The sequence below is a fragment of the Bacillus sp. DE0042 genome, from assembly GCF_007680225.1.
GTDB lineage: Bacteria > Bacillota > Bacilli > Bacillales > Bacillaceae_G > Bacillus_A > Bacillus_A wiedmannii.
The window spans coordinates 336,054-348,014 of the sequence record NZ_VEJP01000007.1 but is presented as its reverse complement, the minus strand read 5'-3'; the positions used below and the strand labels follow the sequence as shown (position 1 = coordinate 348,014).

General features: G+C 36.9%; 8 protein-coding genes, 5 tRNA genes and 1 pseudogene. 13 read left to right on the top strand and 1 reads right to left on the bottom strand.

Going from position 1 to position 11,961, the window contains the following annotated elements:
- Positions 1–87 precede the first annotated feature (87 nt).
- The 8 genes from FS802_RS24465 (at position 88) to FS802_RS24430 (ending at position 3,745) form a co-directional block, all read left to right on the top strand.
- Positions 88–158: transfer RNA gene (locus FS802_RS24465), tRNA-Gly, on the top strand.
- 10 nt (positions 159–168) lie between these two features.
- A tRNA-Ile gene (locus FS802_RS24460) sits at positions 169–245 on the top strand.
- Between the two features lie 7 nt (positions 246–252).
- Positions 253–327 (top strand) — tRNA-Asn (locus FS802_RS24455).
- 6 nt (positions 328–333) lie between these two features.
- Positions 334–424: transfer RNA gene (locus FS802_RS24450), tRNA-Ser, on the top strand.
- A 5-nt stretch (positions 425–429) separates the two neighbouring features.
- Positions 430–501 (top strand) — tRNA-Glu (locus FS802_RS24445).
- A gap of 209 nt (positions 502–710) precedes the next feature.
- Positions 711–1,241 carry a sigma-70 family RNA polymerase sigma factor gene (locus FS802_RS24440; RefSeq protein WP_000350286.1) on the top strand — a complete coding sequence of 177 codons (531 nt, stop codon included), beginning with the start codon at positions 711–713 and terminating at the stop codon, positions 1,239–1,241.
- The gene (locus FS802_RS24435) at positions 1,234–2,262 is read left to right on the top strand and encodes a DUF4179 domain-containing protein (RefSeq protein ID WP_098708243.1); all 1,029 of its coding nucleotides are present in this window, start codon (positions 1,234–1,236) and stop codon (positions 2,260–2,262) included. Before FS802_RS24440 ends, FS802_RS24435 begins: the two co-directional genes overlap by 8 nt.
- Positions 2,263–2,800: 538 nt before the next feature.
- Positions 2,801–3,745 carry an L-lactate dehydrogenase gene (locus tag FS802_RS24430; RefSeq protein ID WP_000715344.1) on the top strand — a complete coding sequence of 315 codons (945 nt, stop codon included), beginning with the start codon at positions 2,801–2,803 and terminating at the stop codon, positions 3,743–3,745.
- 516 nt (positions 3,746–4,261) lie between these two features.
- On the opposite strand, the pseudogene FS802_RS24420 reads toward FS802_RS24430, so the two are convergent.
- A pseudogene (locus FS802_RS24420) lies at positions 4,262–4,492 on the bottom strand (hypothetical protein); the annotation flags it as partial.
- 178 nt (positions 4,493–4,670) lie between these two features.
- Between FS802_RS24420 and FS802_RS24415 the strand changes: the two are divergent.
- From FS802_RS24415 to glgA, 5 genes are all read left to right on the top strand, one after another.
- Complete coding sequence (locus FS802_RS24415) at positions 4,671–5,825, top strand: RNA-guided endonuclease TnpB family protein (RefSeq protein WP_144525528.1); 1,155 nt, start codon at positions 4,671–4,673, stop codon at positions 5,823–5,825.
- Between the two features lie 506 nt (positions 5,826–6,331).
- On the top strand, positions 6,332–8,269 hold the full coding sequence (gene glgB / locus FS802_RS24410) for a 1,4-alpha-glucan branching protein GlgB (RefSeq protein ID WP_144525526.1): 1,938 nt from the start codon (positions 6,332–6,334) through the stop codon (positions 8,267–8,269).
- Complete coding sequence (gene glgC / locus FS802_RS24405) at positions 8,217–9,347, top strand: glucose-1-phosphate adenylyltransferase (RefSeq protein WP_000057613.1); 1,131 nt, start codon at positions 8,217–8,219, stop codon at positions 9,345–9,347. The genes glgB and glgC overlap by 53 nt, the downstream gene beginning before the upstream one ends.
- A gap of 18 nt (positions 9,348–9,365) precedes the next feature.
- Complete coding sequence (gene glgD / locus FS802_RS24400; protein ID WP_000504143.1) at positions 9,366–10,400, top strand: glucose-1-phosphate adenylyltransferase subunit GlgD; 1,035 nt, start codon at positions 9,366–9,368, stop codon at positions 10,398–10,400.
- A 113-nt stretch (positions 10,401–10,513) separates the two neighbouring features.
- Positions 10,514–11,944: a glycogen synthase GlgA gene (glgA, locus tag FS802_RS24395; RefSeq protein WP_002203738.1), complete on the top strand. Its 1,431-nt coding sequence runs from the start codon at positions 10,514–10,516 to the stop codon at positions 11,942–11,944.
- Positions 11,945–11,961: the final 17 nt, after the last annotated feature.

Here is an 11,961-nt window from a genome sequence, read left to right as displayed (position 1 = left end):
GCCATTAGCTCAGTTGGTAGAGCATCTGACTTTTAATCAGAGGGTCGAAGGTTCGAATCCTTCATGGCTCACCATTTACAATTTAATGCGGGTGTAGTTTAGTGGTAAAACAAGAGCCTTCCAAGCTCTGGTCGAGAGTTCGATTCTCTTCACCCGCTTTTCAATTATGGGCCTATAGCTCAGCTGGTTAGAGCGCACGCCTGATAAGCGTGAGGTCGATGGTTCGAGTCCATTTAGGCCCACCATAATTATTCCGCAGTAGCTCAGTGGTAGAGCTATCGGCTGTTAACCGATCGGTCGTAGGTTCGAGTCCTACCTGCGGAGCCATATTATAGAGAAGTACCCAAGTGGCTCAAGGGGCTCCCCTGCTAAGGGAGTAGATCGCGAACGCGGTGCGAGGGTTCGAATCCCTTCTTCTCTGCCAGAATTGGCCCGTTGGTCAAGTGGTTAAGACACCGCCCTTTCACGGCGGTAACACGGGTTCGAATCCCGTACGGGTCATACTAAAAGAGATAGCATAATCTGCTATCTCTTTTTTGTTGTGTAAAAGTGGACTTTTGATAGTCTGCTTTTTTTTTTGGATTTCTTGTGGCATTAGTGCTTGATAGTAATCATTGCAATAAGTTGTAGGAGATTTATATATACACTTATTTTTGCAACCTTTTTATTCTCTCATTCGACTATATTAGTAAAGGGAGGAAGAAATAAAAATGGACATAGCCTATCTAGTAAAACAAGCGACAAGAGGAAATGATCAAGCATTTGAACAACTTATTACTTTTGTTCGCCCAAAACTATATCGAACAGCTTATTCTTATGTAAGAAATGAACAAGATGCACTGGATATATACCAAGAAACAATTTATGAAGCATATCTTTCATTGAGAAAGTTAAAAAAGCCGGAGAAATTTCAAAGTTGGATTACTAAAATTCTTGTTTTTAAATCCATTGATTTTGTAAGAAAATCCTCTAGACAATTTGTTGCGAATGATGAAATGTTTTCTAATTTATGTGCAGAAGAGAGCATGAATAAATTAGAGCAATCGTTGGATTTAATCGAGGCATTTAATTTCTTAGATCCTACTTACAAAACTATTATTGTATTAAGGTATTATCACGATTTATCTATTAAGGAAATTGCTGAGATTCTTAATTCTCCAGAAGGAACCGTAAAATCTCAATTACATCGAGCAAAGCAAGCCTTACGCCCCATTTTAAAGGAGGGATATAGTTATGAATAAAGAAGAATTTAATCACCATATCAATGATATTCCTATACCAGAAGATAGGTTAATTCAAAGAGAAAAAACAGCCGTGCTTCAAGCTAAGAAAAATCAATACCGTAGAAAAAATACAATGAAGTATTCTAGTCTTGTTGCTTGTGGAATATCTGTTTCTCTCTTAGGTTCTGGATTCATTTCTCCTACTATGGCAAAGACATTATCGAGTGTTCCAGTTATAGGCTCCATTTATGCACAATTTAATGATATTGCTTCTGATAAAATTGAAAAGGATGAGCTTGCTACATCAATTGAGAGACAAGATAACCATAGTGGTTTAACGATGAATGTGAAAGAGGCTGTTTACGATGGTGGACGTTTAGTGGTCACGGTGGAATACAAAGGAGAAAACCCTATTTCCAAAAGTAATGAAGAGAAAGCTGGATTTAGTTATGTAACCATTAATGGGAAAGAAGTCAGAGCTGCAATTGGTTCTACTTCACAGAAGTCAAAAGGACAAAACACTATTATTGAGCAGCATGAATTTACTCTGGCTAATTACGGTGAATTTGGTGATAAAATTGATGTTTCCGTCCAGGGGAAAGATTTATTTGGACAAATAGGAACATGGAACGTAGCATTTCCTCTTACAAAAGTTGAAGATGAGATTCGTAAATTCACTCCTAATATAAAAACATTAACGAAAGATAATCTGTATGCATTAACAGTAGATCAAGTGACCTTTTCTCCACTTTCAACGAGGATTGATTTGACCTTTGATTATCCAAAAGAAATGGAAGCTAATGATAGGTGGCCAGCACTTGATTATACTGTCACTGATGATAAAGGAAAAATCTACGAAGGAGTCAGCTTGCAAGTTGGTAGCACGGGACTATACGGACACCATATTGTTTTAGCTCTTCCACCAATGGATAATCCTCCAAAATCCTTAACAATCGAACCTACGTATCTTAGTGGTCAAAATGATACATTAAAAAATGGAGGTGCTGAAGATTTGAAAACGACTGTGTTGCTACAATAATTGAAGAGCTTTGCTAGGTTTCCATGTCTATTGACTGTTAATAAGTGATGGTATGTTAACTTGACGTGTATGGAAAAAATATCGCTATCCAGCTAAGATAAATTTGTATCCATATAATCAAAAAACGCTATTCTTTTTGTAGAAATATACAGAAAGGATGGCGTTTTTTATGCTGTCATCATTGTCGGGCTTTGTCGGTAAGTCGATATATTGCAAAAATTGCTGATATATTTGGAGTTACGGTCGATATATTTAAAAAATCGCCGATATAATTTCACTTACCGACAAAAAACATAAGAAAATCCCTTTCACAATCTAAAGAAAACACCTAATTTGGTATGGATTCCACACCTATTCCATCAACTTTACACTCTATGTGAAAAAGTTCACAATTAGGTCATAATTTGTGAAGTAATTCACAATAATACGTGCTACAATATGAATGTAAAGAAGTTAAACAACATTAAATTAGTATTTTAATTAATTACTTAAACAATCATAAAAAAATATATGTGAACAATAGAGAGGGGAAATTAACATGAAAAAAGGTATCAATCGTGTAGTATTAGTAGGAACAGGAGCTGTAGGTTGTAGTTACGCTTACTCAATGATCAACCAAGGTGTAGCTGAAGAATTCGTACTTGTAGATGTTAATGAAGCAAAAGCAGAAGGGGAAGCAATGGACTTAAGCCATGCGGTACCATTCTCTCCATCACCAACAAAAGTTTGGAGCGGTAGCTATGCAGATTGTAAAGATGCAGATTTAGTAGTTATCACTGCTGGATTACCACAAAAGCCAGGTGAAACTCGTTTAGATTTAGTTGAGAAAAACACAAAAATCTTTAAACAAATCGTTCGCGGTATTATGGATAGCGGATTCGATGGAATCTTCTTAATCGCAACTAACCCAGTAGATATTTTAACTTACGTAACTTGGAAAGAATCTGGTCTACCAAAAGAGCGCGTAATCGGTTCTGGTACTACTTTAGACTCTGCTCGTTTCCGTTACATGTTAGGTGACTACTTAGATGTAGATCCACGTAACGTTCATGCTTACATCGTTGGTGAACACGGTGACACTGAACTTCCAGTATGGAGCCATGCTACTATCGGTGTACAAAAACTAGAAACAATCTTAGCTAACAACGAACAGTACAAACAAGAAGACTTAGATAAAATCTTCGAAAACGTACGTGATGCAGCTTACCATATCATCGAGCGTAAAGGTGCAACTTACTACGGAATCGGTATGTCACTACTTCGTGTAACTAAAGCAATCTTAAGCAACGAGAACAGCGTATTAACTGTATCTGCATATCTTGAAGGACAATATGGTGAGAAAGATGCTTTCGTAGGTGTTCCAGCTGTTATTAACCGCGAAGGTGTACGTGAGATCGTAGAACTTGAGCTAAATGAAGATGAAAAAGCGAAATTCGCTCATTCTGTAAAAGTATTAAAAGAAACAATGGCACCAGTACTATAATAATTGCTAAATAATTCAGAGGCGGGAAACTGCTTCCTACCTCTGAGTTTTTATATAATTTAAAGGATTTACCGAAAGAATTCTCTTTCCAGAGGCGCGTGAAGGGCGATAGCCCAGTGATAGGTGGGAGATGAATTTCGGTTTGGCATAGCCAAAAACTTTTGATAAACTAGCTATATGAAGTTCTTTGATAACTTGATATAGAAGGTTGCAGGAAGAAAATAGCGTGCGAAAACCAAGCCATTCGGTTCCTGCGTAAAATATCAACCGTATAAAGAGAGCGTCCAATCGTTGGACATCTAGGGGTTGAACGCCCCGAAGTAACGCTCAGGGAGACGAAAGGTTACTTTCGTCGTGGAACTGAGAAGCTCCCACTTCAAGCTTTGCTAAGTGGCGAGTAGTTCACTATAAATTCCTTTTCCGTTTTCCCTTGTATATCCCCAATATACCCCTTTTGCTGGATAAGGGTCGTTTATAGAAAAGAGCACTCTACTTTATATAGAGTGCTCTTTATTATTATTTTTTAGGCGTTAATCCTAATTTCTTTAAAATATCTGCTAGTGTACCGCTTTTTGATTTTTCAACAGGTGTTTGTGATTTAGATGCATCTGGACCTTTTTTCAAGAAGTTCTTTTCAACGAAGCGAATGTCTTTTTCATCGACAATGCCGTCGTTATTAAGATCGCCGCCTTTTACAGATACTCCTTTTTTACCATAGTTGCTAGCGATAATTTCGGTTTGATTTAGTTTTCCTATTTATTTTGCCTCTGATATAATCAGCCTTATAAGAGGAGACTTTTGGTATAACGATGAAATTAAATAATAGTAACTCAGTGTTCATGTTGTGTTATCACCTTTGGTGGCTCGCCGTAGATAAAGTAAAACAGTTTATGGGAAATCAAGGCGAAAAGTGAGATGAATTAATATGACAAAGCATAATAAGGCGTACAAATTTCGTCTGTATCCAACAGAAGAACAAGCAAATCTGATACGTAAAACTTTTGGGTGTGTACGCTTTGTATATAACAAAATGCTAGCTGAACGGAAAAAAGTATACGAAAAATACAAAGAGAACAAGGAAGAACTAAAGAAACAAAAATTCCCTACTCCTGCGAAATACAAGGTGAAGTATGAATGGTTGAAAGAAGTCGATTCATTAGCATGGGCTAACGCTCAATTAAACTTGCAAACTGCGTATAAGAATTTTTTTAGTGGTCAAAGTGATTTTCCTACATTCAAAAGTAAAAAGAGTAGAAAATCCTATACAACAAATAGAGTAAACGGAAATATTATGTTATTTCATGGTTATATCAAACTACCGGAATTGAAATTAGTGCGATTGAAACAACATAGAGAGATACCGCAAAACCATATCATTAAATCATGCACGATTTCGCTGACATCAACTGGTAAGTATTATGTGTCTGTTTTAACTGAATATGAAAAGGAAATTGTTCAGAAAGAAGTAGAAAGTGTAGTTGGATTAGACTTCGCAATGGCCGAATTGTATGTGAGTAGCGAAGATGAGAAAGCCAATTATCCTCGCTTTTATCGTCAGATGCTGAATCGATTAGCAAAGGCACAACGAGTATTAGCAAGACGTGTGAAAGGCTCAGTGCGCTGGAATAAACAGCGCATTTGTGTAGCGAAGTTGCATGAAAAAGTCGCCAATCAACGTAAAAATTTCCTTCATCATAAGTCTAAAGAATTAGCTAAGAACTTTGATGTTGTAGCAATCGAAGACTTACATATGAAAGGAATGTCACGAGCACTTCGCTTTGGTAAGAGTGTAGCAGATAACGGTTGGAGGATGTTCACGACATTTTTAGCATATAAGCTACAAGAACAAGGAAAACAGCTTGTAAAAGTAGATGGGTGGTTTCCTTCTACAAAGATGTGTAGTAATTGTGGAAACAGAAAAGATATGCTACTATCTGAACGCACGTATGAGTGTTCTTGTGGACTAACAATAAGTCGCGACTATAACGCAGCTATTAATATTAAAAGAGAAGCCATACGCCTATTAGCTAGCGATAGCGTAAATACCTTTGGAACAAGGGTGTTAGCTCGGCTGTCCTAGGACAAATTCGTTAGCTATCAAAAGTAGCGACTAACCGAGAAGCCCCCTAATTTAATTTTTTATCAAACTTTCGCCTGGAGCATGGATAGAGTAAACATAGTGTTTCAGTATGAATTATATTTGCGACAGTTCGTAGTTCTTTATTGAGAACAAGTATATGCTTATGAATTTTCCATTTCAAATAAATTGTGACAAAAAATGTTGAGAAACATTTTTTTATGACAGATTATTTTGTTGCGATTTTAAGTGATAAATAGCGAGTAAAATAGGATAAATCTAATGAAATAAAGGTTGAGAAATAAATAATAGGATGAAAGACTTGTAGGAAATGAAGCGTTTACAATGAATATTCGTCAAAATTCGATATTTTACACAGTAAATTTGAATATTTTAAGCGAAATTAAAGAAAAAAACGAATATTTTTTAAAAAATAACAAGGATATTTCAGTTTTTCGCAGAAATGATAAAGAGTAAAAAATTTCTGTCATCTTAGTGAGGTGAACATATTGGATGTAATAAATTGTGAAGAAGTGAAACGAGATGAGTTTCATACAGAAAAGTACTATGACAGTTATAACATCTTTGGGGCACATATTGTGACGGAAGATGGGATGCGAGGTGTACGATTCACAGTATGGGCTCCTCATGCGAAAGCAATGAGTGTTGTTGGAGATTTTAATGAATGGGATTATGAGCAACATAAGATGCTACAAGTGACAGAAGAGGGGATTTGGTCCTTGTTTGTACCGCATATTGAAGAGAATGAGATTTATAAGTATGCGATTGAAACGATGGATGGTGACGTTATTTTAAAAGCAGATCCTTACGCAGTATATGCAGAAGTAAGACCAAATACGGCATCTGTAGTTTTTGATATAGAGGGATATGAATGGAATGATAAAAACTGGATTCGTAAGAGAAAGAAAAAATCGATTTATAAAGAAGCGATGACAGTTTATGAATTACATTTCGGCTCTTGGAAAAAGAAAGAAGATGGCGCTCTATATTCTTATAGAGAAATGGCCGAGGAGCTCATTCCGTATGTGGTGGAACATCAATTTACACATATTGAAATTATGCCGCTTGTTGAGCATCCATATGATCGTTCTTGGGGATATCAAGGGACGGGATATTATGCAACGACAAGTAGATTCGGCACGCCACATGATTTGATGTATTTTGTCGATGAATGTCATAAATATGGAATCGGTGTCATTTTAGATTGGGTGCCGGGGCATTTTTGTAAAGATGCTCACGGTTTATATTTGTTTGATGGGACACCGACTTATGAATATAAAGATATAGATGTACAAGAAAACCTAGTATGGGGAACTGTTAATTTTGATTTAGGGAAGAGGGAAGTACGTAATTTCTTAATTTCAAATGCGTTATTTTGGATGAAGTATTTCCACATTGACGGTTTCAGGGTGGATGCAGTTGCGAATATGCTGTACTGGAATAAAGAAGGACAAGAGCAAAGTAATGAGTACGCTGTTTCATTTTTACGAGAGTTAAATGAAGCGGTGTTTGCAGAAGATGAAGATTTTCTTATGACAGCAGAAGATTCAACAGCTTGGCCACTTGTAACAGCTCCAACGTATGAAGGTGGGCTTGGGTTCAATTACAAATGGAATATGGGCTGGATGAATGATGTGCTGAAATATATGGAGTGTGCGCCTGAGTATAGGAAGTATATTCATGAGAAAATGACGTTCTCTTTAATATATGCTTACTCTGAAAATTTCATATTACCGCTTTCTCATGATGAAGTCGTTCATGGGAAAAAGTCGTTATTAAATAAAATGCCAGGAGATTACTGGGATAAGTTTGCTCAACTTCGTTTATTATATGGATATTTCTTTACTCATCCAGGTAAGAAATTACTCTTTATGGGTGGAGAATTCGGGCAGTTTGATGAGTGGAAAGACCTTGAAGATTTAGATTGGAATTTACATGATTTTGAAATGCATCGTTATATGCATGATTACTTTAAAGAGCTCATAGCATTGTATAAGCGCTCCAAACCACTTTGGCAGCTTGATCATTCACCTGAAGGATTTCAGTGGATAGATGCTAATAATCATGAGCAAAGTATTTTCTCGTTTATCCGCCAAGGGGATAAACAAGAAGATGCGTTAGTTGTTGTATGTAATTTTACGAAAGCTACATATGAAAACTATAAAGTAGGTTTGCCAGATTTCGAGTATTATAACGAGATTTTAAACAGTGACGCTGAGCAATATGGCGGCTCGGGGCAAGTGAATAAGAAACGTCTCAAGACGATTCAAGAACCGTATCATAATCAAGCGGCACATGTAGAAATTACAATTCCACCATTTGGCGTATCCATATTACGACCAGTGAAGACGAGAAAGGGGAGCAAAAAACAAGATGGCTCAAAAGCAAAAGTGCGTAGCAATGTTACTAGCAGGGGGAAAAGGTAGTCGATTAAGTGCATTAACAAAAAATTTAGCCAAGCCAGCTGTTCCATTTGGTGGTAAATATCGCATTATTGATTTTACGCTAAGTAACTGTGCGAATTCTGGTATTGAAACGGTTGGGATTTTGACGCAATATCAACCACTCGAACTTCATAATTATATCGGAATCGGCAATGCTTGGGATTTAGACCGAGTAAGCGGTGGAGTCACAGTGTTACCTCCTTATGCGGAGTCTTCAGGTGTGAAGTGGTATACAGGTACAGCAAGTGCCATTTATCAAAACTTAAACTATTTAAGTCAGTATGAACCAGAGTATGTTCTGATTTTATCAGGCGACCACATTTATAAAATGGATTACAGTAAAATGCTAGATTACCATATTGAGAAAGAAGCGGATGTTTCGATTTCTGTTATTGAAGTGCCGTGGGATGAAGCGAGTCGTTTCGGTATTATGAATACGAACGAAGAGATGGAGATTGTTGAATTTGAAGAGAAACCGCAATTTCCAAGAAGTAATCTTGCATCAATGGGAATTTATATTTTTAACTGGGCAATTTTGAAAGAGTATTTAGAGATGGATGCAAGAAATCCTGAATCTAGTAATGATTTCGGAAAAGATGTACTTCCGCTTTTATTAGATGAAGGGAAAAAGCTGATGGCGTATCCGTTTGAAGGATATTGGAAAGATGTTGGAACGGTGAAAAGCTTATGGGAAGCGAATATGGATTTACTTCGCGATGAAACATCGTTGAATTTAAACGATCGTAATTGGCGTATTTATTCTGTGAATCCAAATGAGCCACCTCAATATATTGCAGAAAAGGCAAAAGTAGAAGAATCACTTATTAACGAAGGATGCGTCATTGAAGGGGACGTGAAGCATTCTGTGTTATTCCAAGGGGTAACGGTGGAAGAAGGTAGTATGGTTATTGATTCTGTCGTTATGCCAGGAGCGAAGATTGGTAAAAATGTTGTGATTGAAAGAGCCATCGTTGGATCGGAAATGGTTATTGAAGATGGAACAATTATTCGTCCAGAAAAAAATGTCGACGATGTAGTACTAATTGCTGAAGGGAAATAGAAAAGGGGGATGGAATGAATGGGAGAAAAAATGTTAGGAATTATTAATGCAACGGGAAGTTTTCCTTCCTTAAAGAAAGTAACAGGGCATCGTTCATTAGCGGCGTTACCGTTTGGGGGCCGTTATCGACTCATTGATTTCATGCTTTCAAATATGGTGAATTCTAATATTCATAGTGTAGCGGTTTTTACAAGTCATAAAAACCGCTCACTAATGGACCATGTTGGTTCAGGAAAACAGTGGGATTTAGATAGAAAAAGAGACGGACTGTTTTTATTCCCACCAAATTGCCAATGTGACCAAGATGAATTTGGATCTTTTGCACATTTTAGAAGACATATTGATTATTTTTTAAGAGCTAGAGAAGAATACGTTGTTATTACGAATAGCCATCTCGTAACGGCATTAAATTTTCAAGCGGTGTTAGAGCGACATATACATACGGCAGCTGATATTACTGAAGTTTGCCATGAAGGGGTTTCGCTTCAAACATACGTGTTAAAGAAACAATTATTGTTAGATTTATTTGAGACATATAAAGATGTGGAGCAATACAGTTTATTTGATGTAGTGAGAGAAAAGCGCGGAAAATCACTGCATATCGCTACGTATGAGCATACAGGATATGTAGCTATTATTGATTCGATTGAAAGCTACTATAAACATAGCTTAGAAATTTTGCAGCCTGCTATTTGGAAGCAATTATTTAAGAAAGAAGCACCGATCTTTACGAAAGTAAAAGATGAACCACCAACTCGTTACCTGAAGGGTGCAGCCGTGAAAAATACAATGATTGCAAACGGCAGTATTATTGAAGGAGAAGTAGAAAATAGTGTTATCTCCCGTTCTGTTAAAATCGGAAAAGGTTCAATTGTTCGTAATAGCATTATTATGCAAAAGAGCAAAATTGGAGATAACTGTATAATAGACGGTGTTATTATTGATAAAGACGTGAAAATTGGTGACGGTGTTGTACTAAAAGGAAACGCCGATGAGCCATATGTTGTAGAAAAAGGAAGTATTCAAAGCAGTACGATTAATAGTTATTCTTAAAAGAATCAGTGGGGGTTTTTCCTCCACTGATTAAAGCATTCATTCAAATGAAAACTCGAAGGGAGGAAGCTGCAAGGGAAGTCGTATAAGCTTTTCGTGCAGTGGGACAACAAGTGAATATTTTATTTGCAGTATCAGAATGTGTACCATTTGTTAAATCGGGAGGATTAGCTGATGTAGCAGGTGCGCTCCCAAAAGAGCTGAAAAAATTAGGTGTGGACGTTCGCATTATACTTCCAAATTATAGTCTTATTCCGCAAAAATTAAGGGATGGATGTACGTTACATAAAGTAATTAACGTCCCGCTTGGGTGGAGAAATCAATATTGCGGAATTTTAAAAGGTGAGCAAGACGGGATTACGTATTACTTAATAGATAATGAATATTATTTTAAGAGAGATTCTCTATATGGTCATTATGATGACGGAGAGCGTTTTTCTTATTTTTCGAAAGCAGTTTTAGAGTGTATTCCGCATCTTGATTTCGAAGTGGATGTTCTTCATAGCCACGATTGGCATACAGCTATGGTGAATTTCTTACTGCGTGAAAAGTATCAAGATAATCCATTATATGAGCATATTAAAACGGTGTATACGATTCATAACTTGCAGTTCCAAGGTGTATTTCCTCCTGAAGTGATGTACGACTTGTTAGAACTTGGTGATGAATATTTTCATAGTGAGCAGCTAGAGTTTTATGGAAATGTGAACTTTATGAAGGGCGGAATTATCGCTTCTGATCAGATTACAGCGGTTAGCCCGACATACAAAGAGGAAATTCAATATGAGTTTTTCGGTGAGAAGTTAGATGGATTGTTACGAAAAAATAATGGTAAGCTTAGCGGCATCGTAAATGGAATTGATACGAGCGTATATAATCCAGAAACGGATTCGTATATTACTGCTCAGTATGATGCAGAGTCATTAGAGGAAAAGAATGAAAATAAACGCGCATTGCAGCGTTATTTTGGTTTGCCAGAAAAAGAAGATACACCAATTATTTCGATGGTAACGAGATTAACAAAGCAAAAAGGTCTTGATTTAGTACGTACTGTATTCCGCGAAATAATGGAGGAAGATGTGCAATGTATTATTTTAGGATCAGGTGATTCTGAATATGAACAATTCTTTGAGTGGATGGCATACGAGTATCCTGAGAAGGTAAAAGTGTATATCGGATTTAATGAAGAACTAGCCCATCAAGTGTATGCGGGAAGTGATTTATTCTTAATGCCATCACTATTTGAACCGTGTGGACTTGGACAACTTATCGCATTAGCGTACGGTACAATTCCGATTGTAAGAGAGACAGGCGGATTAAATGATACTGTACAATCTTATGACGAAGAAACTGGAGAAGGAAATGGTTTCAGTTTCACGAACTTTAATGCGCATGACATGTTGCACACGGTTCTTCGTGCAATTGAATTTTATCATGATAAACCGGTATGGGAGCAGCTTGTAAAACAAGCGATGACTGAAGATTATAGCTGGGAGAAATCAGCTCTTGCCTATAAGAAATTGTATAAAAGTCTCATGGAATAACATGTAGGTGGTGAAGA

Excerpts from the sequence above, each read along its gene's own strand:
- FS802_RS24440 (WP_000350286.1), top strand. The coding sequence starts at position 711 with ATGGACATAGCCTATCTAGTAAAACAAGCGACAAGAGGAAATGATCAA.
- FS802_RS24435 (WP_098708243.1), top strand. The coding sequence starts at position 1,234 with ATGAATAAAGAAGAATTTAATCACCATATCAATGATATTCCTATACCA.
- FS802_RS24430 (WP_000715344.1), top strand. The coding sequence starts at position 2,801 with ATGAAAAAAGGTATCAATCGTGTAGTATTAGTAGGAACAGGAGCTGTA.
- FS802_RS24415 (WP_144525528.1), top strand. The coding sequence starts at position 4,671 with ATGACAAAGCATAATAAGGCGTACAAATTTCGTCTGTATCCAACAGAA.
- glgC (WP_000057613.1), top strand. The coding sequence starts at position 8,217 with ATGGCTCAAAAGCAAAAGTGCGTAGCAATGTTACTAGCAGGGGGAAAA.
- glgD (WP_000504143.1), top strand. The coding sequence starts at position 9,366 with ATGGGAGAAAAAATGTTAGGAATTATTAATGCAACGGGAAGTTTTCCT.